The organism is Knoellia sp. p5-6-4, assembly GCF_029222705.1.
Lineage (GTDB): Bacteria > Actinomycetota > Actinomycetes > Actinomycetales > Dermatophilaceae > Pedococcus_A.
Genome location: NZ_JARGZF010000001.1, coordinates 1102420 through 1127827, shown reverse-complemented (window position 1 = coordinate 1127827; position 25408 = coordinate 1102420). Strand labels below are relative to the sequence as shown.

28 protein-coding genes and 1 pseudogene are annotated in these 25408 nt (G+C 68.2%); 28 read left to right on the top strand and 1 reads right to left on the bottom strand.

All coding sequences use genetic code 11. From position 1 onward, the window contains the following. Positions 1-312: 312 nt before the first annotated feature. The 6 genes from rpoB (at position 313) to tuf (ending at position 12596) form a co-directional block, all read left to right on the top strand. Positions 313-3786, top strand: a complete 3474-nt coding sequence (gene rpoB, locus P2F65_RS05410; protein ID WP_275804921.1) for a DNA-directed RNA polymerase subunit beta — start codon at positions 313-315, stop codon at positions 3784-3786. Between the two features lie 134 nt (positions 3787-3920). Next, positions 3921-7799, top strand: coding sequence for a DNA-directed RNA polymerase subunit beta' (locus tag P2F65_RS05405; RefSeq protein WP_275804919.1), 3879 nt, complete (start codon positions 3921-3923; stop codon positions 7797-7799). 393 nt (positions 7800-8192) lie between these two features. Next, positions 8193-8567: a 30S ribosomal protein S12 gene (gene rpsL / locus P2F65_RS05400; RefSeq protein WP_056883290.1), complete on the top strand. Its 375-nt coding sequence runs from the start codon at positions 8193-8195 to the stop codon at positions 8565-8567. Beyond that, entirely contained in the window at positions 8567-9037 is a 471-nt protein-coding gene (gene rpsG, locus P2F65_RS05395; protein ID WP_275804916.1) for a 30S ribosomal protein S7, read from the top strand. The genes rpsL and rpsG overlap by 1 nt, the downstream gene beginning before the upstream one ends. Before the next feature lie 134 nt (positions 9038-9171). Beyond that, a complete protein-coding gene (fusA, locus tag P2F65_RS05390) occupies positions 9172-11289 on the top strand; it encodes an elongation factor G (protein ID WP_275804915.1) in 2118 nt (705 codons plus the stop codon). 110 nt (positions 11290-11399) lie between these two features. Further along, positions 11400-12596: an elongation factor Tu gene (tuf, locus tag P2F65_RS05385; RefSeq protein WP_275804913.1), complete on the top strand. Its 1197-nt coding sequence runs from the start codon at positions 11400-11402 to the stop codon at positions 12594-12596. Between the two features lie 84 nt (positions 12597-12680). Here the strand turns inward: tuf and P2F65_RS05380 are convergent, their stop codons facing one another. After that, positions 12681-13982 (bottom strand): alpha-hydroxy-acid oxidizing protein, encoded by a 1302-nt coding sequence (locus tag P2F65_RS05380; RefSeq protein ID WP_275804911.1) that lies wholly within the window; start codon positions 13980-13982, stop codon positions 12681-12683. A 139-nt stretch (positions 13983-14121) separates the two neighbouring features. On the opposite strand from P2F65_RS05380, the gene P2F65_RS05375 reads away from it, so the two are divergent. The 22 genes and pseudogenes from P2F65_RS05375 to rplO all read left to right on the top strand — a co-directional run bounded on the left by P2F65_RS05375 (position 14122) and on the right by rplO (position 25250). Continuing rightward, a complete protein-coding gene (locus P2F65_RS05375; protein ID WP_275804909.1) occupies positions 14122-15216 on the top strand; it encodes a YihY/virulence factor BrkB family protein in 1095 nt (364 codons plus the stop codon). A gap of 396 nt (positions 15217-15612) precedes the next feature. Further along, positions 15613-15921, top strand: coding sequence for a 30S ribosomal protein S10 (rpsJ, locus tag P2F65_RS05370; RefSeq protein WP_009775966.1), 309 nt, complete (start codon positions 15613-15615; stop codon positions 15919-15921). A gap of 10 nt (positions 15922-15931) precedes the next feature. Beyond that, positions 15932-16588 carry a 50S ribosomal protein L3 gene (rplC, locus tag P2F65_RS05365; protein ID WP_275804900.1) on the top strand — a complete coding sequence of 219 codons (657 nt, stop codon included), beginning with the start codon at positions 15932-15934 and terminating at the stop codon, positions 16586-16588. 5 nt (positions 16589-16593) lie between these two features. After that, positions 16594-17211 (top strand): 50S ribosomal protein L4, encoded by a 618-nt coding sequence (gene rplD, locus P2F65_RS05360; protein WP_275804898.1) that lies wholly within the window; start codon positions 16594-16596, stop codon positions 17209-17211. Then, positions 17208-17504, top strand: a complete 297-nt coding sequence (gene rplW, locus P2F65_RS05355; RefSeq protein ID WP_275804896.1) for a 50S ribosomal protein L23 — start codon at positions 17208-17210, stop codon at positions 17502-17504. Before rplD ends, rplW begins: the two co-directional genes overlap by 4 nt. A 32-nt stretch (positions 17505-17536) precedes the next feature. After that, on the top strand, positions 17537-18373 hold the full coding sequence (gene rplB / locus P2F65_RS05350) for a 50S ribosomal protein L2 (protein WP_275804894.1): 837 nt from the start codon (positions 17537-17539) through the stop codon (positions 18371-18373). Positions 18374-18391: 18 nt separating this feature from the next. Next, complete coding sequence (gene rpsS / locus P2F65_RS05345; protein ID WP_091756369.1) at positions 18392-18673, top strand: 30S ribosomal protein S19; 282 nt, start codon at positions 18392-18394, stop codon at positions 18671-18673. A 32-nt stretch (positions 18674-18705) separates the two neighbouring features. After that, positions 18706-19077, top strand: coding sequence for a 50S ribosomal protein L22 (gene rplV, locus P2F65_RS05340; protein WP_275807287.1), 372 nt, complete (start codon positions 18706-18708; stop codon positions 19075-19077). Further along, entirely contained in the window at positions 19077-19898 is an 822-nt protein-coding gene (gene rpsC, locus P2F65_RS05335) for a 30S ribosomal protein S3 (protein WP_275804891.1), read from the top strand. Before rplV ends, rpsC begins: the two co-directional genes overlap by 1 nt. A 1-nt stretch (position 19899) precedes the next feature. Continuing rightward, positions 19900-20319: a 50S ribosomal protein L16 gene (gene rplP / locus P2F65_RS05330; protein WP_275804889.1), complete on the top strand. Its 420-nt coding sequence runs from the start codon at positions 19900-19902 to the stop codon at positions 20317-20319. After that, positions 20319-20525, top strand: a pseudogene (gene rpmC / locus P2F65_RS05325) (50S ribosomal protein L29); the annotation flags it as partial. The gene rplP and the pseudogene rpmC, both read left to right, overlap by 1 nt. A 23-nt stretch (positions 20526-20548) precedes the next feature. Continuing rightward, entirely contained in the window at positions 20549-20842 is a 294-nt protein-coding gene (rpsQ, locus tag P2F65_RS05320; RefSeq protein WP_275804885.1) for a 30S ribosomal protein S17, read from the top strand. 139 nt (positions 20843-20981) lie between these two features. Then, the gene (gene rplN / locus P2F65_RS05315; RefSeq protein ID WP_275804883.1) at positions 20982-21350 is read left to right on the top strand and encodes a 50S ribosomal protein L14; all 369 of its coding nucleotides are present in this window, start codon (positions 20982-20984) and stop codon (positions 21348-21350) included. Between the two features lie 2 nt (positions 21351-21352). Further along, complete coding sequence (rplX, locus tag P2F65_RS05310) at positions 21353-21703, top strand: 50S ribosomal protein L24 (RefSeq protein WP_275804881.1); 351 nt, start codon at positions 21353-21355, stop codon at positions 21701-21703. A gap of 8 nt (positions 21704-21711) precedes the next feature. Further along, positions 21712-22287, top strand: a complete 576-nt coding sequence (gene rplE / locus P2F65_RS05305; protein ID WP_275804880.1) for a 50S ribosomal protein L5 — start codon at positions 21712-21714, stop codon at positions 22285-22287. 1 nt (position 22288) lies between these two features. Further along, positions 22289-22474, top strand: a complete 186-nt coding sequence (locus P2F65_RS05300) for a type Z 30S ribosomal protein S14 (RefSeq protein ID WP_091756353.1) — start codon at positions 22289-22291, stop codon at positions 22472-22474. A gap of 80 nt (positions 22475-22554) precedes the next feature. After that, positions 22555-22953, top strand: a complete 399-nt coding sequence (gene rpsH / locus P2F65_RS05295; RefSeq protein ID WP_091756351.1) for a 30S ribosomal protein S8 — start codon at positions 22555-22557, stop codon at positions 22951-22953. Between the two features lie 12 nt (positions 22954-22965). Beyond that, positions 22966-23502, top strand: a complete 537-nt coding sequence (gene rplF, locus P2F65_RS05290; protein WP_275804877.1) for a 50S ribosomal protein L6 — start codon at positions 22966-22968, stop codon at positions 23500-23502. Between the two features lie 3 nt (positions 23503-23505). After that, the gene (rplR, locus tag P2F65_RS05285) at positions 23506-23880 is read left to right on the top strand and encodes a 50S ribosomal protein L18 (RefSeq protein WP_275804876.1); all 375 of its coding nucleotides are present in this window, start codon (positions 23506-23508) and stop codon (positions 23878-23880) included. 40 nt (positions 23881-23920) lie between these two features. Beyond that, positions 23921-24580 (top strand): 30S ribosomal protein S5, encoded by a 660-nt coding sequence (gene rpsE, locus P2F65_RS05280; protein ID WP_275804874.1) that lies wholly within the window; start codon positions 23921-23923, stop codon positions 24578-24580. Further along, positions 24580-24762 carry a 50S ribosomal protein L30 gene (rpmD, locus tag P2F65_RS05275; RefSeq protein WP_141789341.1) on the top strand — a complete coding sequence of 61 codons (183 nt, stop codon included), beginning with the start codon at positions 24580-24582 and terminating at the stop codon, positions 24760-24762. Before rpsE ends, rpmD begins: the two co-directional genes overlap by 1 nt. Positions 24763-24764: 2 nt before the next feature. Next, complete coding sequence (rplO, locus tag P2F65_RS05270; protein WP_275804871.1) at positions 24765-25250, top strand: 50S ribosomal protein L15; 486 nt, start codon at positions 24765-24767, stop codon at positions 25248-25250. Positions 25251-25408 lie beyond the last annotated feature (158 nt).

Genomic DNA, 25408 nt, shown 5'->3' with positions numbered 1-25408 from the left:
TGACGGGGGGCGCGGCTGCCGCCATCCTCATCTGCGTCGCGAGGACCGCGTCGCCGTCGCCTGATCGGCAGCGCGAGTCCGGACTCCCGTCGACGGGGGGCTGTGCGCTTTCGCCGCCCCGCTGGACGCGGTTGGACTATCCTGCCCTCCTGCGGGTATGCTGTCGCTTTGCGCTGCCCTGTCCTCGATCCCCCGCTGAGTCCGCCAACTCCGGTCGTGCCTTCCCGCACGTTCTGTTGCCGGCCTTCGCGTTGGACCGAGAGCTGGCGCCAGTGCAGACCTCAGTTCTAAAGGCCCGTGGAAGGACCATCCTTGGCTGCCTCGCGCAACGCGACTCAGACTGTGTCCACTGCACGGACGGCTTCCGGCCGTCTGTCCTTCGCGAAGATTCGCGAACCGCTCGAGGTCCCCGACCTCCTGGCGCTGCAAACGGAAAGCTTCGACTGGCTGCTCGGGAACGAGCGCTGGCAGGCCCGCGTGGCAGCCGCCAAGGCCGAGGGCCGCACCGACGTCCCCGACCGTTCCGGCCTCGAGGAGATCTTCGAGGAGATCTCGCCGATCGAGGACTTCAGCGGCTCCATGTCGCTGTCGTTCCGCGACCACCGCTTCGAGGACGTGAAGTACTCCATCGAGGAGTGCAAGGAGCGCGACCAGACCTACTCCGCCCCGCTGTTCGTCACCGCGGAGTTCATGAACACCACCACCGGTGAGATCAAGAGCCAGACGGTGTTCATGGGCGACTTCCCGCTCATGACCGAGCGCGGCACCTTCGTCATCAACGGCACCGAGCGTGTCGTGGTCTCCCAGCTGGTCCGCAGCCCGGGCGTCTACTTCGAGCGCACCCCCGACAAGACCTCCGACAAGGACGTCTACACCGCCAAGGTGATCCCCAGCCGGGGCGCCTGGCTCGAGTTCGAGATCGACAAGCGCGACATGGTGGGCGTCCGGGTCGACCGCAAGCGCAAGCAGTCCGTCACGGTGCTCCTCAAGGCGCTCGGCCTGACCGACGCGCAGATCCTCGAGGAGTTCGGCGACTACGAGTCGATGCGCCTGACCCTGGAGAAGGACCACACGGCCGGCCAGGACGACGCACTGCTCGACATCTACCGCAAGCTGCGCCCGGGTGAGCCCCCGACCAAGGAGGCTGCCCAGACCCTGCTGGACAACCTCTACTTCAACGAGAAGCGCTACGACCTGGCCAAGGTCGGTCGCTACAAGATCAACCGCAAGCTGGGGCTGGCCGACGAGCTCGGCCACTCGACGCTCTCGGTCGACGACATCGTGGCGACGATCAAGTACCTCGTGGCCCTGCACAACGGCGAGACCACCCTCCAGGGTGCCGCCGGCGAGGTCTCGGTCGAGGTCGACGACATCGACCACTTCGGCAACCGCCGCCTGCGCAACGTCGGCGAGCTGATCCAGAACCAGGTCCGCACCGGCCTGTCCCGCATGGAGCGCGTCGTCCGCGAACGCATGACCACGCAGGACGTCGAGGCCATCACGCCGCAGACCCTGATCAACATCCGCCCCGTGGTGGCGTCGATCAAGGAGTTCTTCGGCACCTCCCAGCTCTCGCAGTTCATGGACCAGAACAACCCGCTGGCCGGCCTGACGCACAAGCGTCGTCTCTCGGCCCTCGGCCCGGGTGGTCTCTCCCGCGACCGCGCCGGCATGGAGGTCCGTGACGTCCACCCGTCGCACTACGGCCGCATGTGCCCGATCGAGACCCCTGAGGGCCCGAACATCGGCCTCATCGGCTCGCTGGCCTCCTACGGCCGGATCAACGCGTTCGGCTTCATCGAGACCCCGTACCGCAAGGTCGAGTACGGCAAGGTCACCGACGAGGTGCACTACCTGTCCGCCGACGAGGAGGACCGCCACGTCATCGCGCAGGCCAACGCGGCCCTGACCGCCGACAGCACCTTCGCGGAGGAGCGCGTCCTCGTCCGCACCAAGGGCGGCGAGGTCGACTACGTCCCGGGTGTCGACGTCGACTACATGGACGTGTCCCCGCGCCAGATGGTGTCGGCGGCCACCGCGCTGATCCCGTTCCTCGAGCACGACGACGCCAACCGTGCGCTCATGGGCTCGAACATGCAGCGCCAGGCCGTGCCGCTGGTGAAGTCCGAGGCCCCGCTCGTGGGCACCGGCATGGAGTACCGCGCGGCACTGGACTCCGGTGACGTGGTCCGTGCCGAGCAGGCCGGTGTCGTCACCGAGGTCTCCGCCGACCTGGTGACCGTGGCCAACGACGAGGGTGGGACCCGCACCTACCGGATCGCCAAGTTCGCGCGCTCCAACCAGGGCACCTCCTACAACCAGCGCGTGCTGGTCGCCGAGGGCGACCGCCTCGAGGCCGGCTCGGTCATCGCCGACGGTCCCGCGACCGACGGCGGCGAGATGGCCCTGGGCCGCAACCTGCTCGTGGCGTTCATGCCGTGGGAGGGCCACAACTACGAGGACGCGATCATCCTCAGCCAGCGCCTGGTGCAGGACGACGTCCTCTCCTCGATCCACATCGAGGAGCACGAGGTCGACGCCCGCGACACCAAGCTGGGTCCGGAGGAGATCACCCGGGACATCCCGAACGTCTCCGAGGACGTCCTGGCCGACCTCGACGAGCGCGGCATCATCCGCATCGGCGCCGAGGTCCGCGACGGCGACCTCCTGGTCGGCAAGGTCACGCCCAAGGGCGAGACCGAGCTGACCCCCGAGGAGCGTCTGCTTCGCGCCATCTTCGGCGAGAAGGCCCGCGAGGTCCGTGACACCTCCCTGAAGGTGCCCCACGGCGAGACCGGCACCGTCATCGGCGTCAAGGTCTTCGACAAGGACGAGGGCGACGACCTGCCCCCGGGCGTGAACCAGCTGGTGCGCGTCTACGTCGCCAACAAGCGCAAGATCACCGACGGTGACAAGCTCGCCGGCCGCCACGGCAACAAGGGCGTCATCTCCAAGATCCTGCCGGTCGAGGACATGCCGTTCCTGGAGGACGGCACCCCGGTCGACGTCGTCCTGAACCCGCTCGGTGTGCCCGGTCGTATGAACGTCGGCCAGATCCTCGAGCTCCACCTCGGCTGGGCCGCCAGCCGCGGCTGGGAGATCGCGGACAACCCGGAGTGGGCCAAGCTCATCCCCGAGGACGCCCGCAAGGCCGAGGCCGGCACCCGTGTCGCCTCCCCGGTCTTCGACGGTGTGCGCGAGGACGAGATCGTCGGCCTGCTGGACTCGACGCTCAAGACCCGCGACGACGTGCGCCTGATCGACGGCACAGGCAAGGCGAACCTGTTCGACGGCCGCTCCGGCGAGCCGTTCCCGGAGCCGGTTTCGGTCGGGTACATGTACATCCTCAAGCTGCACCACCTCGTGGACGACAAGATCCACGCCCGCAGCACCGGCCCGTACTCGATGATCACCCAGCAGCCGCTCGGTGGTAAGGCGCAGTTCGGTGGCCAGCGCTTCGGTGAGATGGAGGTCTGGGCACTCGAGGCGTACGGCGCCGCCTACGCCCTCCAGGAGCTGCTGACGATCAAGTCCGACGACGTCACCGGCCGCGTGAAGGTCTACGAGGCCATCGTCAAGGGCGACAACATCCCCGAGCCGGGCATCCCGGAGTCGTTCAAGGTCCTCATCAAGGAGATGCAGTCGCTCTGCCTGAACGTCGAGGTCCTGTCCTCCGACGGCAGCCAGATCGAGCTGCGCGACTCCGACGACGACGTCTTCCGCGCCGCGGAGGAGCTCGGTATCGACCTGTCCCGGCGCGAGCCGAGCAGCGTCGAAGAGGTCTGACAGGAAGCCGGTATGCCGTGTGCTCACCCCGGTGAGAAGCGCGCCCCAGGCGCGCCCACGGCATACCGGCGCCCCGCCAAGGACCATCCCTGACAGACCACTTCAGATTTAAGAGACACGAGAGAAGGAACCACGTGCTCGACGTCAACTTCTTCGACGAGCTGCGCATCGGCCTGGCCACGGCGGAGGACATCCGCCAGTGGAGCCACGGTGAGGTGAAGAAGCCGGAGACGATCAACTACCGCACCCTCAAGCCGGAGAAGGAGGGCCTGTTCTGCGAGCGCATCTTCGGCCCCACCCGCGACTGGGAGTGCAACTGCGGCAAGTACAAGCGGGTCCGCTTCAAGGGCATCATCTGTGAGCGCTGTGGCGTCGAGGTCACCCGTGCCAAGGTGCGCCGCGAGCGGATGGGCCACATCGAGCTCGCCGCCCCCGTCACCCACATCTGGTACTTCAAGGGCGTCCCGTCACGCCTGGGCTACCTGCTCGACCTGGCCCCGAAGGACCTCGAGAAGGTCATCTACTTCGCTGCCTACATGATCACCTCGGTCGACGAGGAGCAGCGCCACAAGGACCTGCCCTCGCTCGAGGCCCAGATCGAGGTCGAGAAGAAGGAGTTCGAGAACCGCCGCGACGCCGACGTCGAGGCCCGCGCCAAGCGTCTCGAGTCCGACCTCGCCGAGCTCGAGGCCGAGGGTGCCAAGGCCGACGCCCGCCGCAAGGTGCGCGAGTCGGCCGAGCGCGAGATGAACCAGATCCGCAAGCGCGCCGACCAGCAGATCGAGCGCCTCGAGCAGGTCTGGGACCGCTTCAAGAACCTCAAGGTCCAGGACCTCGAGGGCGACGAGATCCTCTACCGCGAGATGCGCGACCGGTTCGGCCTCTACTTCGAGGGCGGCATGGGCGCGGCAGCGATCCAGAAGCGCCTCGAGACCTTCGACCTCGACGCCGAGGCCGAGTCGCTGCGCGAGATCATCGCCACCGGCAAGGGCCAGAAGAAGACCCGTGCGCTCAAGCGGCTCAAGGTCGTCACCGCCTTCCAGCAGACGTCCAACAAGCCGACCGGCATGGTCCTCGACGCCGTCCCGGTCATCCCGCCGGACCTGCGCCCGATGGTCCAGCTCGACGGTGGCCGCTTCGCCACCTCCGACCTGAACGACCTGTACCGCAGGGTCATCAACCGCAACAACCGCCTCAAGCGACTGCTCGACCTCGGCGCCCCCGAGATCATCGTCAACAACGAGAAGCGGATGCTGCAGGAGGCCGTCGACAGCCTCTTCGACAACGGCCGCCGCGGCCGCCCGGTCACGGGCCCCGGCAACCGTCCGCTGAAGTCGCTGTCCGACATGCTCAAGGGCAAGCAGGGCCGGTTCCGCCAGAACCTGCTCGGCAAGCGCGTCGACTACTCCGGCCGTTCGGTCATCGTCGTCGGCCCGCAGCTGAAGCTGCACCAGTGCGGCCTGCCCAAGCAGATGGCGCTCGAGCTGTTCAAGCCGTTCGTGATGAAGCGCCTGGTCGACCTCGACCACGCGCAGAACATCAAGTCGGCCAAGCGCATGGTCGAGCGGGCCCGCCCGGTCGTGTGGGACGTGCTCGAGGAGGTCATCACCGAGCACCCCGTGCTGCTGAACCGCGCACCCACCCTGCACCGCCTCGGCATCCAGGCCTTCGAGCCGCAGCTGGTCGAGGGCAAGGCCATCCAGATCCACCCGCTGGTCTGCTCCGCCTTCAACGCGGACTTCGACGGTGACCAGATGGCCGTGCACGTGCCGCTCTCCGCAGAGGCGCAGGCCGAGGCCCGCATCCTCATGCTCTCGAGCAACAACATCCTCAAGCCGGCGGACGGCCGCCCGGTGACCATGCCCACCCAGGACATGATCATCGGGCTGTTCCACCTCACCACCGAGGTGGAGGACGGCAAGGGTGCCGGCCGGGCGTTCTCCTCGGTGTCCGAGGCCCGCATGGCCTTCGACGCCGGCGAGCTCGAGCTGGGCAGCAGGATCAAGCTGCGCCTGACCGACGTGGTGCCGGCCCCCGGCACCGAGCTGCCCGAGGGCCTCGAGCCCGACGACCAGGGCCGCGTGCCGGCGCTGACCGTCGAGACCACCCTCGGCCGGGCGCTGTTCAACCAGACCCTGCCGGTGGACTACCCGTTCGTCGACGCGGTGGTGGACAAGAAGCGCCTGTCGGCGATCGTCAACGACCTCGCCGAGCGCTACAGCAAGGTGCAGGTCGCGGCGAGCCTCGACGCGCTCAAGGAGTACGGCTTCCACTGGGCGACCCGCTCGGGCACCACCGTGGCCATCTCCGACGTCGTGACCCCGCCGCGCAAGCCCGAGATCCTCGAGGGCTACGAGGCCAAGGCGACCAAGGTGCAGACGCAGTACGAGCGCGGTCTGATCACCGACGACGAGCGCCGTCAGGAGCTCATCGAGATCTGGACGCAGGCCACGAACGAGGTCGCCAAGGAGATGGAGGCCAACATCCCGCGGACCAACACCATCTACCGGATGGTGTCCTCGGGTGCTCGTGGTAACTGGATGCAGCTGCGGCAGATCGCCGGTATGCGTGGTCTGGTGTCGAACCCGAAGGGTGACATCATCCCGCGTCCGATCCGCGCGAACTTCCGCGAGGGCCTGTCCGTGCTCGAGTTCTTCATCTCGACGCACGGTTCGCGAAAGGGTCTGGCCGACACCGCTCTTCGTACCGCGGACTCGGGTTACCTGACCCGTCGCCTGGTCGACGTCTCGCAGGACGTCATCATCCGCGAGGACGACTGCGGCACCGACCGCGGCCTGAAGATGCCGATCGCCCAGCGCACCTCTGACGGCGCCCTGGTCGAGCACGACGACGTCGAGACCTCCGTCTACGCCCGCACCCTCGCCGAGGACGTGGAGAAGGACGGCCAGGTGCTCGCCGAGGCCGGCATCGACCTCGGTGACGTGGTCATCGACGCCCTCGTCGCCGCAGGCGTCGAGGAGGTCAAGGTCCGCTCGGTCCTCACCTGTGACAGCCGGGTCGGCACCTGTGCCGCCTGCTACGGCCGCTCGCTGGCCACGGGCAAGCTCGTCGACATCGGCGAGGCCGTCGGCATCATTGCGGCCCAGTCGATCGGTGAGCCCGGCACCCAGCTGACGATGCGCACCTTCCACACCGGTGGTGTGGCCGGTGACGACATCACGCAGGGTCTGCCGCGTGTCGTCGAGCTGTTCGAGGCGCGCACCCCGAAGGGTGTCGCCCCGATCGCCGAGGCGACCGGCCGGGTCACCATCGAGGACACCGACAAGGCCCGCAAGATCATGCTGACCCCGGACGACGGCTCCGAGGAGCACGCCTACCCGGTCAGCAAGCGGGCCCGCCTCCTGGTGGGCGACGGCGACCACGTGCAGGTCGGCACCCAGCTGACGGTCGGCTCCATCGACCCCAAGCAGGTGCTGCGCATCCTCGGCCCGCGCGCCGTGCAGATGCACCTGGTCGACGAGGTCCAGAACGTCTACCGCCAGCAGGGCGTGTCGATCCACGACAAGCACATCGAGGTCATCGTGCGGCAGATGCTGCGCCGCATCACGATCATCGAGTCCGGCGACGCCGACCTGCTCCCCGGCGAGCTCGCCGAGCGCGGCCGCTTCGAGGAGGAGAACCGCCGCGTGGTGGCCGAGTCCGGCAAGCCGGCCTCGGGTCGACCGGAGCTCATGGGCATCACCAAGGCGTCCCTGGCGACCGAGTCGTGGCTGTCGGCCGCGTCCTTCCAGGAGACGACCCGGGTGCTCACCGAGGCCGCGATGCACGCCAAGTCGGACCCGCTGCTGGGTCTGAAGGAGAACGTCATCCTCGGTAAGCTCATCCCGGCCGGCACGGGGCTCCCGCGCTACCGGAACATCAAGGTGGAGCCGACGGAGGAGGCCAAGGCCGCCGTCTACTCGATGCCGAGCTACGAGTACGAGTACCCGGTCTTCGGCCCGGGCAGCGGCGAGGCCATCCGCCTCGACGACGCGGAGCTGGGCCTGGACTGACGGCTGTCGCCTGACGCCTTAGCTCATTCGGGGTATTGCCGAGCGCCACAGCGCCCGGCAATACCCCGAATCGCTTCTTCGCCGCCGTGGCGGCTGGGCAGCGTCCAACCGATTTGGTAGGGCACTGGGCAACGGGTATCTTTGAACACTGTGTCTGAGGTGCGCCTCGGGCACGACGCAGGCCGCAGGGCCGGGGGAGACCCGGGCGCGCAGCGGCCGCAACCTCTCGCCGGGCAATCCACGATCGAAGCACCACGGGTCGTGCGTGGGGAGTGCAGGGGAGAGCACCGTCGAAGACACACCCGAGCGCGGGGGTCGGAGACGGCAACACCAAGGAGCGCCGGAGGGTCCGCCCGCCGGCACGAACAGACACAACGACGTACGGAGAACAGGTTGCCTACGATCAACCAGCTTGTGCGCAAGGGGCGCCAGGACAAGGTCACCAAGACCAAGACTCCTGCCCTCAAGGGCTCGCCCCAGCGCCGTGGCGTGTGCACGCGTGTGTACACCACCACCCCCAAGAAGCCGAACTCTGCCCTGCGCAAGGTCGCCCGTGTGCGCCTCACCAGCGGCATCGAGGTCACGGCCTACATCCCGGGTGTCGGCCACAACCTGCAGGAGCACTCCATCGTGCTCGTGCGTGGCGGCCGTGTGAAGGACCTCCCCGGCGTGCGCTACAAGATCGTGCGCGGCTCGCTCGACACCCAGGGTGTCAAGAACCGCAAGCAGGCCCGCTCCCGTTACGGCGCGAAGATGGAGAAGAAGTAATGCCTCGCAAGGGACCCGCGCCGAAGCGCCCCCTCGTCGTCGACCCGGTCTACCAGTCCCCGCTGGTGACCCAGCTGGTCAACAAGATCCTCCTCGACGGCAAGAAGTCGATCGCCGAGCACATCGTCTACGGCGCGCTCGAGGGCTGCCGCGAGAAGACCGGCACCGACCCCGTCGTCACCCTCAAGCGGGCGCTCGACAACATCAAGCCGACCCTGGAGGTCAAGTCCCGCCGCGTCGGCGGTGCGACCTACCAGGTGCCGATCGAGGTCAAGCCCGGCCGTGCGACCACCCTGGCCCTGCGCTGGATGGTGGGCTACTCGCGCCAGCGTCGTGAGAAGACCATGACCGAGCGGCTCATGAACGAGATCCTCGACGCCTCCAACGGCCTCGGCGCGTCCGTGAAGCGTCGCGAGGACACCCACAAGATGGCCGAGTCCAACAAGGCCTTCGCGCACTACCGCTGGTAGCAGCGACCGGCGGCGGCCCAGCCCCCCGGGGCCCGGGCCGCCCGCCGGCACCAGCAGCTGAGAGGCCGTTGGCACGGCATACGCGCTGCGACAGAACGAACGCACTTCCGCAACGAGCGAGATGAGATAAACGAGTGGCACTCGACGTCCTGACGGACCTGACCAAGGTCCGCAACATCGGCATCATGGCGCACATCGACGCCGGCAAGACGACGACGACTGAGCGCATCCTCTTCTACACCGGTGTCAACCGGAAGATGGGCGAGACCCACGACGGCGCCTCCACCACCGACTGGATGGAGCAGGAGAAGGAGCGCGGCATCACGATCACGTCTGCCGCGGTCACCTCCTTCTGGGAGGGCACCCAGATCAACATCATCGACACGCCCGGCCACGTCGACTTCACCGTCGAGGTCGAGCGCTCGCTGCGTGTGCTCGACGGCGCCGTCGCGGTGTTCGACGGCAAGGAGGGCGTGGAGCCCCAGTCCGAGACCGTGTGGCGCCAGGCCGACAAGTACGACGTCCCCCGCATCGCGTTCGTCAACAAGATGGACAAGCTCGGCGCGGACTTCTACTTCACCGTGCAGACCATCAAGGACCGCCTCGGCGCCGAGCCGCTCGTGCTGCAGCTGCCGATCGGTGCCGAGAACGACTTCATCGGTGTCGTCGACCTGATCTACCGTCGCGCCCTCGTGTGGCCCGGCGATGCCAAGGGTGACGTCACCATGGGCGCCAAGTACGAGATCCAGGACATCCCGGCCGACATGCTCGAGAAGGTCGAGGAGTACCGCCACCACCTCGTCGAGCGCGTGGCCGAGTCCGACGACGCCCTCATGGAGAAGTACCTCGGCGGCGAGGAGCTGACCCCCGAGGAGCTCAAGGCCGGCATCCGCAAGCTGACGGTCAACTCCGAGCTCTACCCGGTGCTGTGCGGCTCCGCGTTCAAGAACCGCGGTGTGCAGCCGATGCTCGACGCGGTCGTCGACTACCTGCCGTCGCCGCTCGACGTCGAGGCCATGAAGGGGCACAAGCCCGGCCACGAGGACGTCGAGATGACCCGCGAGCCCAGCAAGGACGCGCCGTTCTCGGCGCTGGCCTTCAAGGTCGCCTCGCACCCGTTCTTCGGCACCCTCACCTTCATCCGGGTCTACTCCGGCCGCGTCGCCGCGGGCTCGCAGGTCGTCAACACGACCAAGGGCAAGAAGGAGCGCATCGGCAAGCTCTTCCAGATGCACGCCAACAAGGAGAACCCGGTCGAGGAGGCCCTCGCCGGCCACATCTACGCCGCGATCGGCCTCAAGGACACCACCACCGGTGACACCCTGAGCGACCCGAACGAGCAGATCGTGCTCGAGTCGATGACCTTCCCGGACCCGGTGATCCAGGTCGCCATCGAGCCCAAGACCAAGGGCGACCAGGAGAAGCTGTCGACGGCCATCCAGAAGCTCTCCGCCGAGGACCCCACCTTCCAGGTGCACCTCGACGAGGAGACCGGCCAGACGATCATCGCCGGCATGGGCGAGCTCCACCTCGACATCCTCGTCGACCGCATGAAGCGCGAGTTCAAGGTCGAGGCCAACGTCGGCAAGCCGCAGGTGGCGTACCGCGAGACGATCCGCAGGGCCGTCGAGAAGTACGACTACACCCACAAGAAGCAGACCGGTGGCTCCGGCCAGTTCGCGAAGGTGCAGGTCACCATCGAGCCCCTGGAGGCCCAGGAGTCCGGCGAGCTGTACGAGTTCAACAACGCGGTCACCGGTGGTCGCGTCCCGCGCGAGTACATCCCGTCGGTGGACGCCGGCATCCAGGACGCCATGCAGTACGGCGTGCTGGCCGGTTACCCGATGGTCGGCATCAAGGCCACCCTGGTCGACGGTGCCTACCACGACGTCGACTCCTCGGAGATGGCGTTCAAGATCGCCGGCTCGATGGCGCTGAAGGAGGCCGTCCGCAAGGCGGACCCCGTTCTGCTCGAGCCGATGATGGCCGTCGAGGTGCGCACGCCCGAGGACTACATGGGCGACGTCATCGGCGACATCAACTCCCGCCGTGGCCAGATCCAGGGCATGGAGGACATCTCGGGTGCCAAGGTCGTGCGCGGCCTGGTCCCGCTGTCCGAGATGTTCGGCTACGTCGGCGACCTGCGCTCCAAGACGCAGGGCCGGGCGAGCTTCTCGATGGAGTTCGACTCCTACGCCGAGGTCCCCAAGGCCGTCGCGGAGGAGATCATCAAGAAGACCCGGGGTGAGTGACCGGTAGGATGCCGGTCGCACACCGCGATTCAGTTACACCACCCACAAACGGCGCCACGTCCTGCCTGGTCGTACGGCGTAACACAAAACAGTCCTGAGGAGGACCACCAGTGGCGAAGGCAAAGTTCGAGCGGACTAAGCCGCACGTCAACATCGGCACCATCGGTCACATCGACCACGGTAAGACGACGCTGACGGCAGCGATCTCCAAGGTCCTGCACGACAAGTACCCGGACCTGAACCCGCAGTTCGCGTTCGAGGACATCGACAAGGCGCCCGAGGAGAAGCAGCGCGGTATCACCATCTCCATCGCGCACATCGAGTACCAGACGGAGAAGCGTCACTACGCTCACGTCGACTGCCCGGGCCACGCCGACTACGTGAAGAACATGATCACGGGTGCGGCGCAGATGGACGGCGCGATCCTCGTGGTCGCCGCCACCGACGGCCCGATGCCCCAGACGAAGGAGCACGTCCTCCTGGCCCGCCAGGTCGGCGTCCCCTACATCGTCGTGGCGCTCAACAAGGCCGACATGGTCGACGACGAGGAGATCCTCGAGCTCGTCGAGATGGAGGTCCGTGAGCTGCTCTCGGCCTACGAGTTCCCGGGCGACGACCTGCCGGTCGTCAAGGTCTCGGCGCTCAAGGCCCTCGAGGGCGACGCCGAGTGGGGCAAGTCCGTGCTCGACCTCATGGACGCGGTCGACGAGTCCATCCCGGAGCCGGAGCGCGAGATCGACAAGCCGTTCCTCATGCCCGTCGAGGACGTCTTCACGATCACCGGTCGTGGCACCGTCGTCACCGGCCGCATCGAGCGCGGTGTCCTCAAGGTCAACGAGGAGGTCGAGATCGTCGGCATCCACACCGGCCCGCCGGCCAAGACCACCGCGACCGGCATCGAGATGTTCCGCAAGCTCCTCGACGAGGGTCGTGCGGGCGAGAACGTCGGTCTGCTCCTGCGCGGCACCAAGCGCGAGGACGTCGAGCGCGGGCAGGTCATCTGCAAGCCGGGCTCGATCACCCCGCACACCGAGTTCGAGGCGAACGTCTACATCCTGTCCAAGGACGAGGGCGGCCGTCACACGCCGTTCTACGACAACTACCGTCCGCAGTTCTACTTCCGTACGACTGACGTGACCGGCGTTGTCCACCTGCCTGAGGGCACCGAGATGGTCATGCCCGGTGACAACACCGAGATGAAGGTCGAGCTCATCCAGCCGATCGCCATGGAGGAGGGCCTCAAGTTCGCGATCCGCGAGGGTGGCCGCACCGTCGGCGCCGGCCGCGTCACCAAGATCACCAAGTGATCTGACGCTCCTCGAGCACCACACTGAAGGCCCCGCAGCTTCGGCTGCGGGGCCTTCAGCGTCCTCTCTCCGTGCCCGCGGCGCTCACGGGCTGGGCGTGAGGAGGTCGGGCGCGACGTCCCGCACCGACGCCACGCCGCTCAGGCCCATCGTGAGCTCGAGCTCGGCGACGAGGTTGGCCAGCACCTCCCGGACTCCCTCCTGCCCGGCGACCGCCAGGCCGTAGACCCAGGGCCGCCCGATGCCCACCGCGTCGGCGCCGAGGGCCAGCGCCTTGAGCACATCGGCCCCGGTGCGCACGCCGCTGTCGAGCACGACCACCGTGTCCGGGTCGACGGCCTTGCGGACCGCCGGCAGGGCGTCGAGGGAGGCGAGCGCACCGTCGACCTGGCGTCCGCCGTGGTTGGAGACGACGACCCCGCTGGCGCCGGCCTCCACCGCCCGGCGGGCGTCGTCGGGGTGCAGCACTCCCTTGACCAGCACGGGCAGCCGCGTGCGGTGGCGCAGCGTCGCGAGGTCGTCCCAGCTCAGGCCCGGGTTCGAGTAGAGGTCGAGGAAGGCCTCGACCGCGGTACGGGGGACCGGCGAGCGCAGGTTGTCGCGGAACCGGCCCGGGTGGTGCCGGGTGATGGAGAGCAGCGAGCGCACGGCCGCGGGCGTGGGTCGCACGGGTGCAGCCGGCCCGCGAGGTGCGGCGAGCCGCTCGGCGACGATCTGGCGGAAGCGGGGGTCGGAGGTGTACTGCGCGATGCCGATGCCCCGGGTGAAGGGCAGGCTGCCCAGGCCGAGGTCCAGCGGTCGCCAGCCGAGCGTGGTGGTGTCCACGGTGACGACGAGCGCGTCGGACCCGATGGCCTCGGCCCGGGCGACCATGCTGTCGACGAGCTGCTCGTCGGTGCTCCAGTAGAGCTGGTACCAGCGCGGGCCCTGGCCCATGGCCGCCGCGACGTCCTCCATGGGGCTGCAGCCCTGGCTGGAGATGACGAAGGGGATCTCGAGCGAGGAGGCCGCAGCGGCGGCCAGCGTGTCGCTCTCCCTTCGGGCCACGGCGGCCGCACCGACCGGCGACAGGACCAGGGGAGTGGGCAGGGCACGGCCGAACAGCTCGACGCCGAGGTCCCGCCGCACGGGGCCGGGCAGCATCCGGGGCACGATCGACCAGCGCGCGAAGGCGGCACGGTTGGCGGCCATGGTCAGCCCGGCTCCGGCGCCGCCGCTGACGTAGGCCCAGGCCCGCTCCGACATCACCGAGCGGGCACGCCGCTCCAGCGCTGCCGTGTCCACGGGCACCCGGGGCCGGCGCCCCAGCACCCCCGCCCGGTAGACCTCGCCCTGCCGGGACCGCCCCGGCCCCGGGCCAACCGCAGGGGTGCTGGTGCTCGTCATCGTCGCTCCCGCCGCGTGCCGCCGTGGTGTCGGGTGTCCGGCCCCAGTATCGCCCGACGCGCAGCCTGCGGACGGGGTACCTAGAGTCGAGGAGGGCGACATCTCCCCACAAGGACCACTGCACCGAAAGGAGCCGGCGATGGCTCGCGAAGGCGCCAGCGTCGAGAAGGCGCAGACCGCACCGCACGAGGACGACGACCGCAAGCCCGGCTCGCCGTCCGACCTTGTCAAGCCGGCCTGGACCTACACCGCCAAGAAGGCCTGGATGGAGTTCGGCCGCGACCAGTGCACCGACCTCGCCGCGGCCCTGACCTACTACGCCGTGCTGGCGATCTTCCCGGCGATGCTGGCCCTGGTCTCGCTGCTCGGCGTCTTCGGCCAGGGGCAGTCGACGACCGAGGCCCTGCTCGACATCGTGCGCCAGCTGGGGCAGGGGAGCGCCGCCGACGCCCTCCAGGGCCCGATCGAGCAGATGACCCGCACCCAGGCGGCGGGTTTCGCGTTCGTCTTCGGAATCGTCGGCGCCATCTGGTCCGCATCCGGCTACGTCGGCGCCTTCGGTCGGGCGATGAACCGCATCTACCAGATCGACGAGGGCCGCCCGGTGTGGAAGCTGCGCCCGCTGCAGCTGCTGCTGACCCTGGCGGGCATCCTCCTGGTCGCGCTGCTGCTCATCGGCCTCGTCGTGAGCGGCCCGCTCGCGCGGTCCATCGGCGACGTCATCGGCCTCGGCGACACGGCCGTCACGGTGTGGGGCATCGCGAAGTGGCCGGTGATGCTGGCCATCGTCATCGTCCTGGTCGCCGTGCTCTACTACGCCACCCCCAACGTCAGGCAGCCGAAGTTCCGCTGGATGAGCGTCGGCGCCGCCATCGCGATCCTCGTGTGGCTGCTGGCGTCGGTCGCCTTCGGCTTCTACGTCGCCAACTTCGGCTCCTACAACAAGACCTACGGCTCGCTCGCCGGCGTCATCGTCTTCCTGCTGTGGCTGTGGATCACGAACCTGGCGCTGCTCTTCGGGGCCGAGGTCGACGCCGAGCTCGAGCGCTCCCGCGAGCTGCAGGCGGGCATCGAGGCCGAGGAGACCATTCAGCTGCCGCCACGGGACACCCGGGCCTCGGACAAGAAGGCCGAGAAGCTCCAGGAGAAGGTCGAGGAGGGCCGCCGGCTGCGCGAGGAGGCCCAGCGCAACGGCGCCCACAACGGCGCTCACAACGGGGCACAGGAGCGCTGACGTCCGCCACCCGGCATACGCTGTCGTCGCCGTGCCGCCCGCCTAGGGGCCGCGCGACGCGCCACGCGAGCGGGTATGCCGGGGGCTCCCGACCCGATTTGGTAGGTCGTCGATGCTCTGGCACACTGGTCCGGTTGCTTGTCGCGCGTTGCTGACCCATGTCAGCGCCGCCACCCCGGTGACACGACTCGAACCGGCGCTGCTGACGCAGCCCGGGGCGACACTCCAGGGAAGCGCAAGCCCCGGCTCCGCCGGATATCCGAGAAAGCCGCACGATATGCGTGAGAACGCCTGTCGTCGGGCCGCGAAGCGGGTGCGACACACCCGACCGCGGGGGTCGGAGATCCGTGAGCCGGCCACATGCAAGCTGTACGGCGAGAGAGAGACGTAACGGAGATGGCGGGACAGAAGATCCGCATCCGCTTGAAGTCGTATGACCACGAGGTCATCGACAACTCGGCGCGCAAGATTGTCGACACGGTGACCCGTGCTGGCGCGACGGTGGTCGGCCCCGTGCCGCTGCCCACGGAGAAGAACGTCTTCGTGGTCATCCGCTCGCCCCACAAGTACAAGGACAGCCGCGAGCACTTCGAGATGCGAACCCACAAGCGCCTGATTGACATCATCGACCCGACGCCGAAGGCCGTCGACTCGCTGATGCGACTCGACCTTCCGGCTGACGTCAACATCGAGATCAAGCTCTGAGGCTGACGACATGACCACGACTGCTACCAAGACGGTGAAGGGCGTGCTCGGCGAGAAGCTGGGCATGACCCAGGTCTGGGACGCCGACAACCGGCTCGTCCCCGTGACCGTGATCAAGGCCGGCCCCTGCGTCGTCACCCAGGTGCGCGACGCCGACACCGACGGCTACGCCGCGGTCCAGATCGCCTACGGCGCGATCGACCCGCGCAAGGTCAACAAGCCGATGGGCGGCCACTTCGAGAAGGCCGGTGTGACCCCGCGCCGCCACCTCGTCGAGCTGCGCACCGCCGATGCGGGCGAGTACACCCTGGGCCAGGAGATCACCGCCGAGCTCTTCGAGGCCGGCCAGGAGATCGACGTCACCGGCACCACCAAGGGCAAGGGCTTCGCCGGTGTCATGAAGCGTCACGGCTTCAAGGGTGTCTCCGCCTCGCACGGCGCGCACCGCAACCACCGCAAGCCGGGCTCGATCGGTGGCTGCGCCACCCCGGGTCGCGTCTTCAAGGGCATGCGCATGGCCGGCCGCATGGGCGGCGTGCGCCAGACCACCCAGAACCTCACCATCCACGCCGTGGACGCGGAGAAGGGTCTGCTGCTCGTCAAGGGTGCCGTCCCCGGCCCCCGCGGCGGCCTGGTCCTGGTTCGCACGGCTGCCAAGGGAGCCTGAGCCTGATGCCTACTGCTGAGAAGAACCTGCCCGCCGAGATCTTCGACGTCCAGGTCAACGTCCCCCTGATCCACCAGGTCGTCGTGGCGCAGCTCGCTGCCGCGCGTCAGGGCACGCACTCCACCAAGACCCGCGGCGAGGTCCGCGGCGGTGGCCGCAAGCCCTACCGCCAGAAGGGCACCGGCCGCGCCCGCCAGGGCTCGACCCGTGCGCCCCAGTTCGCCGGTGGTGGCGTGGTCCACGGCCCGCAGCCGCGCGACTACGCCCAGCGCACCCCCAAGAAGATGAAGGCTGCCGCCCTGCGCGGAGCCCTCTCCGACCGGGCGCGCCACGGCCGCATCCACGTCGTCGACTCGCTGGTGACCGGTGACGCCCCGTCCGCCAAGGACGCGCTGGCGCTGCTGTCCGGCTTGACCGAGCGCAAGAACCTGCTCGTCGTGCTGACCCGCGACGACGAGGTCTCGTTCAAGTCGGTGCGCAACCTGGCCGACGTCCACGTCCTCGTGGCCGACCAGCTGAACACCTACGACGTGCTCTGCGCCGACGACGTCGTCTTCACCCAGGCCGCCCTCGACGCCTTCGTGGCGGGGCCGGCCAAGGCTGACAAGGAGGAGGCCAAGTGAGCGCTCACAAGGACCCCCGCGACATCCTGATCGCGCCGGTCGTCTCGGAGAAGTCGTACGGCCTCCTCGACGAGGGCAAGTACACCTTCATCGTGGACCCGCGGGCGAACAAGACCGAGATCAAGATCGCGGTCGAGCGTGTGTTCGGCGTCAAGGTCGACTCGGTCAACACCCTGAACCGTCCGGGCAAGACCCGTCGTACGCGTTTCGGCCTCGGCAAGCGCAAGGACACCAAGCGCGCGATCGTCACCCTCCGCGAGGGCTCGATCGACATCTTCGGTGCGGGCGCCTGACGAGAACGCTTGAGGAACTGAGGAACTAAGACATGGGTATCCGTAAGTACAAGCCGACGACGCCAGGCCGGCGCGGCTCGAGCGTCGCCGACTTCGTCGAGGTCACGCGCTCCACGCCGGAGAAGTCGCTGGTCCGTCCGCTGACCAAGAGCGGTGGGCGCAACAGCAACGGCCGCATCACCACCCGTCACATCGGTGGTGGCCACAAGCGTGCCTACCGAGTCATCGACTTCCGCCGCCACGACAAGGACGGCGTGCCGGCCAAGGTCGCTCACATCGAGTACGACCCCAACCGCACCGCCCGCATCGCGCTGCTGCACTACGCCGACGGCGAGAAGCGCTACATCCTCGCGCCGAACAAGCTGCGCCAGGGCGACATGATCGAGAACGGCGCGGGCGCCGACATCAAGCCGGGCAACAGCCTGCCGCTGCGCAACATCCCGACCGGTACGGTCATCCACGCCGTCGAGCTCAAGCCCGGTGGCGGCGCGAAGATCGCCCGTTCGGCGGGTGTGCGCGTCCAGCTCGTCGCCAAGGACGGCCCCTACGCCCAGCTGCGCATGCCGTCCGGCGAGATCCGCAACGTCGACCTGCGCTGCCGCGCCACGGTCGGCGAGGTGGGCAACGCCGAGCAGTCCAACATCAACTGGGGCAAGGCCGGCCGCATGCGCTGGAAGGGCAAGCGCCCGACCGTCCGTGGTGTCGCCATGAACCCGGTCGACCACCCGCACGGTGGTGGTGAGGGCAAGACCTCCGGTGGTCGCCACCCGGTCAGCCCCTGGGGCCAGCCTGAGGGCCGGACCCGCCGCCCCGGCAAGCCGAGCGACAAGCTGATCGTTCGCCGCCGTCGTACTGGCAAGAAGCGCTGAGTAGGAGCCTGAAGAAACATGCCTCGTAGCTTGAAGAAGGGCCCCTTCATCGACGACCACCTTCAGAAGAAGGTGGACGCTCAGAACGAAGCGGGCAGCAAGAACGTCATCAAGACCTGGTCGCGTCGCTCGGTGATCTCGCCGGACATGCTGGGTCACACCCTTGCCGTGCACGACGGCCGCAAGCACGTCCCGGTCTTCGTGACCGAGTCGATGGTCGGCCACAAGCTCGGCGAGTTCGCACCGACCCGCACGTTCAAGGGTCACGTGAAGGACGACAAGAAGGGGCGTCGCCGCTGATGGCCGCCTCCACCGAGAACAAGGACAACGTGATGGAAGCCAAGGCTGTCGCGCGCCACGTGCGCGTCACGCCGATGAAGGCCCGCCGCATCGTGGACCTGATCCGCGGCAAGCAGGCCGTCGAGGCCGTCGCGGTGCTGCAGTTCGCGCCGCAGGCCGCGTCCGACCCCGTCCGGAAGGTGCTGCAGAGCGCCATCGCCAACGCGCGGGTCAAGGCCGACGCGGCCTCCGAGGCGTTCGACGAGCGCAACCTCGTCATCAGCGAGGCCTTCGTGGACGAGGGCCCGACGATGAAGCGGTTCCGTCCGCGCGCCCAGGGCCGGGCCGCCCGCATCAACAAGCGCACGAGCCACATCACCGTGGTCGTCGCGCCGAACCAGAAGTCCAAGGGAGGCAACCGCTAATGGGCCAGAAGGTCAACCCGCACGGCTTCCGTCTGGGCATCACCACCGAGCACAAGAGCCGCTGGTTCGCTGACTCCACCAAGGAGGGCCAGCGCTACCGCGACTACGTCAAGGAAGACGTGGCGATCCGCAAGCTCATGTCCGAGGGCATGGAGCGCGCCGGCATCTCCCGCGTGGAGATCGAGCGCACCCGCGACCGCGTCCGCGTCGACATCCACACCGCGCGTCCGGGCATCGTCATCGGCCGCCGCGGCGCTGAGGCCGACCGCATCCGCGGCGAGCTGGAGAAGCTCACGGGCAAGCAGGTGCAGCTGAACATCCTCGAGGTGAAGAACCCCGAGGTCGACGCCCAGCTGGTCGCCCAGGGCATCGCCGAGCAGCTCTCGGCTCGTGTGTCGTTCCGTCGCGCGATGCGCAAGGGCATGCAGTCCGCCACCCGCGCCGGCGCCAAGGGCATCCGTGTCCAGGTCTCCGGCCGCCTCGGCGGTGCTGAGATGTCGCGCACCGAGTTCTACCGCGAGGGTCGCGTGCCGCTGCACACCCTCCGTGCGAACATCGACTACGGCTTCTACGAGGCCCGCACCACCTTCGGCCGCATCGGCGTGAAGGTGTGGATCTACAAGGGCGACGTCACCGCCCGCGAGCTGGCGCAGCAGCAGGCCGCTGCCCCGCGCCCGTCGCGTGGCCCGCGTCGTGACGGCGCCGACCGTCCGGCACGCGCCCGTCGCGAGCGTCCCGCTGCCGAGGCCCCCGCGGCCGAGGCCCCGGTGACCGAGGCTGCCGAGGCTCAGGCCCCGGCGAGCACTGAGGGAGAGTCCTGACATGTTGATTCCTCGTCGAGTCAAGCACCGCAAGCAGCACCACCCGGGTCGCTCGGGCGCTGCGAAGGGTGGCACGAAGATCGCGTTCGGCGACTACGGCATCCAGGCCCTCGAGCCCGCCTACGTCACCAACCGTCAGATCGAGTCCGCTCGTATCGCGATGACCCGTTACATGAAGCGTGGCGGAAAGGTCTGGATCAACATCTACCCGGACCGCCCGCTCACCAAGAAGCCGGCTGAGACCCGCATGGGTTCCGGTAAGGGCTCGCCGGAGTGGTGGATCGCCAACGTCAAGCCGGGCCGCGTCATGTTCGAGATCTCCGGTGTTTCCGAGGAGATCGCTCGCGAGGCCCTGCGCCTGGCGATGCACAAGCTGCCGATGAAGTGCCGCTTCGTCCGGCGTGAGGGTGGTGACTTCTGATGGCAGTCGGTTCCAAGGACCTGACGTCGCAGAACCTGCGTGGTTTCGACGACGACCGTCTGGTCGACGAGCTCCGCAAGGCCAAGGAGGAGCTGTTCAACCTCCGTTTCCAGTCGGCCACAGGCCAGCTGGACAACCACGGCCGTCTGCGCGCCGTCCGCAAGGACATCGCGCGGATCTACACCGAGATGCGTGAGCGCGAGCTCAACATCGGCCGCGAGGAGCAGGCATGAGCGAGAACACGAAGGATGAGGCCGTGAAGGCAGCTGCGGACCGCAACTACCGCAAGACCCGCCAGGGCTACGTCGTCAGCGACAAGATGGACAAGACCGTCGTGGTCGAGGTCGAGGACCGCGTCAAGCACGCGCTCTACGGCAAGGTCATGCGGCGCAGCAGCAAGGTCAAGGCCCACGACGAGCAGAACGCAGCCGGCATCGGCGACCGCGTCCTGATCATGGAGACCCGCCCGCTCTCGGCCACCAAGCGCTGGCGCGTGGTGGAGATCCTCGAGAAGGCCAAGTAAGCGAGCACGACCAGGCCGCACGCGGCATACCGGATCGCACTGGTATGCCGCGCGCGACCGAAACAGACCACCCACAGTTCGGCCAGGCTCAGCCGGGGGAGCACCCGGTGAGAACCAGCTCGACGACAGGAGTTAGACAGTGATCCAGCAGGAGTCGCGACTGCGCGTCGCCGACAACACCGGTGCCAAGGAGATCCTTTGCATCCGTGTTCTCGGCGGCTCCGGTCGTCGTTACGCCGGCATCGGTGACGTCATCGTCGCCACCGTCAAGGACGCCATCCCGGGCGGCAACGTCAAGAAGGGCGACGTCGTCAAGGCCGTCATCGTGCGGACCGCCAAGGAGCGTCGCCGCCAGGACGGTTCCTACATCAAGTTCGACGAGAACGCCGCGGTCATCCTCAAGGGTGACGGCGACCCTCGTGGCACGCGCATCTTCGGCCCGGTCGGCCGCGAGCTGCGTGAGAAGAAGTTCATGAAGATCATCTCGCTGGCGCCGGAGGTGCTCTGAGCATGGCTGAGAAGATGAAGATCAAGAAGGGCGACCTCGTCCAGGTCCTCTCGGGCAAGGACAAGTCCAAGCAGGGCAAGGTCATCGCCGTGTACCCCGACACCCAGCGCGTGCTGGTCGAGGGCGTCAACCGCGTGACCCGGCACACCAAGGCCGGCCAGACCGCGCGTGGCTCGCGCACCGGTGGCCTCGTGGTCCAGGAGGCCCCGATCCACGTGAGCAACGTGGCCGTGGTCGACCCGGAGGACAAGAAGCCGACCCGGATCAAGACCCGCGTCGAGACCGTCGAGCGCGACGGCCGCCAGAAGGCCTCCCGCACCCGCGTCGGCGTGCGCTCGGGCAAGGACCTGTGAGAGAAGCTATGACCACTCAGACTGAGATTTCCGCAGCGGCGAAGCCGCGCCTGAAGCAGCGCTACGCGGACGAGATCAAGGGCCAGCTGCGTGAGCAGTTCGGCTACGAGAACGTCATGCAGGTGCCCGGCGTCGTCAAGGTCGTCGTCAACATGGGTGTCGGCGACGCCGCCCGTGACGCCAAGCTCATCGAGGGCGCGGTCCGCGACCTGACCGCGATTACCGGACAGAAGCCGGTCGTGACCAAGGCCCGCAAGTCCATCGCGCAGTTCAAGCTGCGCGAGGGCATGCCGATCGGCGCGCACACCACGCTGCGTGGCGACCGGATGTGGGAGTTCCTCGACCGCCTCGTCTCCATCGCGCTGCCGCGCATCCGCGACTTCCGCGGCCTGTCGCCGAAGCAGTTCGACGGTCGGGGCAACTACACCTTCGGTCTCAACGAGCAGTCGATGTTCCACGAGATCGACCAGGACCGGATCGACCGCGTGCGTGGCATGGACATCACCGTGGTGACCAGTGCCAGCAACGACGACGAGGGCCGCGCCCTGCTCAAGGCGCTCGGCTTCCCCTTCAAGGAGAACTGACATGGCCAAGACCGCACTGATCAACAAGGCCAACAAGACGCCGAAGTTCAAGGTCCGCGCCTACACGCGCTGCCAGCGCTGCGGCCGGCCGCACTCGGTGTACCGCAAGTTCGGCCTGTGCCGTGTCTGCCTTCGCGAGATGGCGCACCGCGGCGAGCTGCCCGGCATCACCAAGAGCTCCTGGTAAACCCCACCGTTTGATCCATCTACATCGCAGGTCGCTGCGCATCAGCAGTGAAACCGCGGTGAGAGAGGGCGGAGAAGCCCATGACCATGACTGACCCGATTGCGGACATGCTGACCCGCGTCCGGAACGCCAACTCGGCGCACCACGACGCAGTCTCCATGCCGTTTTCCAAGCTGAAGTCCCACATCGCCGAGATCCTGCAGGCCGAGGGTTACATCGCCGGCTGGAAGGTCGAGGACGCCGAGGTCGGCAAGACGCTGACCATAGAGCTGAAGTACGGCCCGAACCGCGAGCGCTCCATCGCGGGCGTGCGCCGGGTGTCCAAGCCCGGTCTGCGTGTGTACGCCAAGTCCACGAACCTGCCCAAGGTCCTCGGCGGCCTCGGTGTGGCCATCATTTCCACGTCGTCTGGCCTCCTCACGGACCGTCAGGCGGCTTCCAAGGGTGTGGGCGGGGAAGTCCTCGCCTACGTCTGGTAAGGGGTATTCGACATGTCGCGTATTGGACGACTTCCTGTCGCCGTCCCGAGCGGTGTCGACATCGCCATCGACGGCCAGGCCGTCACGGTGAAGGGCCCCAAGGGCGAGCTCACGCACGTCGTGGCCGAGCCGATCACGGTCGAGAAGGCGGATGACACCCTCGAGGTCAAGCGCCCGAACGACGAGCGCCAGTCCCGTGCCCTGCACGGCCTGACCCGCTCGCTCATCAACAACATGGTCCTCGGTGTCACCGAGGGCTACGAGAAGAAGATGGAGATCCACGGCACGGGTTACCGCGTGGCCAACAAGGGCGGGAACCTCGAGTTCGCCCTCGGCTACTCGCACCCCATCACCGTGGAGGCCCCCGAGGGCATCTCCTTTGCTGTCGAGACCCCGACCCGTTTCTCGGTCCAGGGCATCGACAAGCAGCTGGTTGGCGAGGTTGCCGCAAACATCCGCAAGCTCCGCAAGCCCGACCCGTACAAGGGCAAGGGCGTGCGGTACGCGGGCGAGCACATCCGCCGCAAGGTCGGAAAGGCTGGTAAGTAAGCCATGGCAATGATCGTCAAGCGAGCCAAGGGCAAGTCCGCTGCGCGCGGACGTCGCCACCTGCGCGTCCGCAAGAAGGTGTCCGGCACCGCGCTGCGTCCGCGCCTGGTCGTGTCGCGCTCCTCGCGCCACGTCTTCGTGCAGATCGTCGACGACACGGTCGGCAAGACCGTGGCCTCGGCCTCCACCATGGAGGCGGACCTGCGCGCGTTCGAGGGTGACAAGACCGCCAAGGCGCGTCGCGTCGGTGAGCTCCTCGCGGAGCGCGCCAAGAGCGCCGGCGTCGAGGCCGTCGTCTTCGACCGTGGCGGCAACAAGTACCACGGCCGCATCGCCGCCATCGCCGACGGCGCCCGCGAGGGTGGGCTGTCGCTGTGAGCCAGAACCAGAACGCAATCGTCGAGATGAGGAACATCTGATGCCCGGACCCCAGCGTCGAGGCACTGGAGCCGCTGGCGACAACGCCCGTGGCGAGCGCGGCGACCGCCGCGACCGTCGCGACAGCCGTCGTGACGGCGGCCGCGACCAGGCCGAGAAGAACGCCTACGTCGAGCGCGTGGTGACCATCAACCGCGTTGCCAAGGTCGTCAAGGGTGGCCGCCGCTTCAGCTTCACCGCCCTCGTGGTGGTCGGCGACGGCGACGGCACCGTGGGTGTCGGCTACGGCAAGGCGAAGGAGGTGCCCGCGGCCATCGCCAAGGGTGTCGAGGAGGCCAAGAAGCAGTTCTTCAAGGTCCCGCGCATCCAGGGCACCATCCCGCACCCCGTGCAGGGTGAGGCCGCCGCCGGCGTCGTCATGCTGCGCCCGGCCGCTCCCGGTACCGGTGTCATCGCCGGTGGTCCGGTGCGCGCCGTGCTCGAGTGCGCCGGCATCCACGACGTGCTCAGCAAGTCGCTCGGCTCCAGCAACGCCATCAACATCGTCCACGCGACCGTCGAGGCCCTCCGTGGCCTCGAGCGTCCCGAGGCCGTCGCGGCTCGCCGCGGCCTGCCGCTGGACGAGGTCGCGCCGGCCGCGATGCTGCGCGCCCAGGCTGCCGGCCGCGAGGCCGCTGCCGCCGCGAAGGCTGGTGCGTGATGGCTCGTCTGAAGGTGACCCAGACCCGTTCCGAGATCGGTGGCAAGCAGAACCAGCGCGACACCCTGCGCAGCCTCGGTCTGAAGCGCATCGGCGACGTCGTCGTCAAGGAGGACCGCCCCGAGATCCGCGGGATGGTCCGCACGGTGACGCACCTCGTCACCGTCGAGGAGGTTGACTGACCATGGCTACCAAGAAGGCAGCCGACACCGCCGCGAAGGCGGAGGGTGCGGCCCTGAAGGTGCACCACCTGCGTCCCGCCCCGGGCGCCAAGACCGCGAAGACCCGTGTGGGTCGCGGTGAGGGCTCCAAGGGCAAGACCGCCGGTCGTGGCACCAAGGGCACCAAGGCCCGCTACCAGGTTCCGGAGCGCTTCGAGGGTGGCGCCATGCCGCTCCACATGCGCCTGCCCAAGCTGCGCGGGTTCAAGAACCCGTTCAAGGTGCAGTACCAGGTCGTGAACCTCGACCGCATCTCGGCGCTGTACCCCGACGGTGGCGACGTGACCGCAGCCGACCTCGCGGCCAAGGGTGCCGTGCGTGCAGGCCAGCCGGTCAAGGTGCTCGGCACCGGCGAGATCACCGTCAAGGTGAACGTCACCGCCGACAAGTTCTCGGCCACGGCCAAGGACAAGATCGAGGCCGCCGGCGGCTCGGTCACCTCGGCCTGAGCGACCAGCAGCACCCCAGCAACACCTGACGCCCCGGGCGCCGGGCCTCGTGCCCGGTTCCCGGGGCTCTTCGCAGGAGCGGTAGAGTCCCCGGCGACGGGGGCGGGGTATCGTTCCGTGGGCTGCGCAGCCGAAGCTCGCGCAGCCCCGACCGCACC

What these genes read in the sequence shown, in the direction of transcription:
- rpmD (WP_141789341.1), top strand. Translation starts at nt 24,580, where the DNA reads ATGGCTCGTCTGAAGGTGACCCAGACCCGTTCCGAGATCGGTGGCAAG.
- rplO (WP_275804871.1), top strand. Translation starts at nt 24,765, where the DNA reads ATGGCTACCAAGAAGGCAGCCGACACCGCCGCGAAGGCGGAGGGTGCG.
- rplX (WP_275804881.1), top strand. Translation starts at nt 21,353, where the DNA reads ATGGCTGAGAAGATGAAGATCAAGAAGGGCGACCTCGTCCAGGTCCTC.
- rplV (WP_275807287.1), top strand. Translation starts at nt 18,706, where the DNA reads ATGGAAGCCAAGGCTGTCGCGCGCCACGTGCGCGTCACGCCGATGAAG.
- rplR (WP_275804876.1), top strand. Translation starts at nt 23,506, where the DNA reads ATGGCAATGATCGTCAAGCGAGCCAAGGGCAAGTCCGCTGCGCGCGGA.
- rpsE (WP_275804874.1), top strand. Translation starts at nt 23,921, where the DNA reads ATGCCCGGACCCCAGCGTCGAGGCACTGGAGCCGCTGGCGACAACGCC.
- rplE (WP_275804880.1), top strand. Translation starts at nt 21,712, where the DNA reads ATGACCACTCAGACTGAGATTTCCGCAGCGGCGAAGCCGCGCCTGAAG.
- P2F65_RS05300 (WP_091756353.1), top strand. Translation starts at nt 22,289, where the DNA reads ATGGCCAAGACCGCACTGATCAACAAGGCCAACAAGACGCCGAAGTTC.
- rpsQ (WP_275804885.1), top strand. Translation starts at nt 20,549, where the DNA reads ATGAGCGAGAACACGAAGGATGAGGCCGTGAAGGCAGCTGCGGACCGC.
- rpsC (WP_275804891.1), top strand. Translation starts at nt 19,077, where the DNA reads ATGGGCCAGAAGGTCAACCCGCACGGCTTCCGTCTGGGCATCACCACC.
- rpsH (WP_091756351.1), top strand. Translation starts at nt 22,555, where the DNA reads ATGACCATGACTGACCCGATTGCGGACATGCTGACCCGCGTCCGGAAC.
- rpsG (WP_275804916.1), top strand. Translation starts at nt 8,567, where the DNA reads ATGCCTCGCAAGGGACCCGCGCCGAAGCGCCCCCTCGTCGTCGACCCG.
- rplB (WP_275804894.1), top strand. Translation starts at nt 17,537, where the DNA reads ATGGGTATCCGTAAGTACAAGCCGACGACGCCAGGCCGGCGCGGCTCG.
- rplP (WP_275804889.1), top strand. Translation starts at nt 19,900, where the DNA reads ATGTTGATTCCTCGTCGAGTCAAGCACCGCAAGCAGCACCACCCGGGT.
- P2F65_RS05375 (WP_275804909.1), top strand. Translation starts at nt 14,122, where the DNA reads ATGGCTCGCGAAGGCGCCAGCGTCGAGAAGGCGCAGACCGCACCGCAC.
- rpsS (WP_091756369.1), top strand. Translation starts at nt 18,392, where the DNA reads ATGCCTCGTAGCTTGAAGAAGGGCCCCTTCATCGACGACCACCTTCAG.
- rplD (WP_275804898.1), top strand. Translation starts at nt 16,594, where the DNA reads ATGCCTACTGCTGAGAAGAACCTGCCCGCCGAGATCTTCGACGTCCAG.
- rplF (WP_275804877.1), top strand. Translation starts at nt 22,966, where the DNA reads ATGTCGCGTATTGGACGACTTCCTGTCGCCGTCCCGAGCGGTGTCGAC.
- rplC (WP_275804900.1), top strand. Translation starts at nt 15,932, where the DNA reads ATGACCACGACTGCTACCAAGACGGTGAAGGGCGTGCTCGGCGAGAAG.
- P2F65_RS05380 (WP_275804911.1), bottom strand. Translation starts at nt 13,982, where the DNA reads ATGACGAGCACCAGCACCCCTGCGGTTGGCCCGGGGCCGGGGCGGTCC.
- rpsJ (WP_009775966.1), top strand. Translation starts at nt 15,613, where the DNA reads ATGGCGGGACAGAAGATCCGCATCCGCTTGAAGTCGTATGACCACGAG.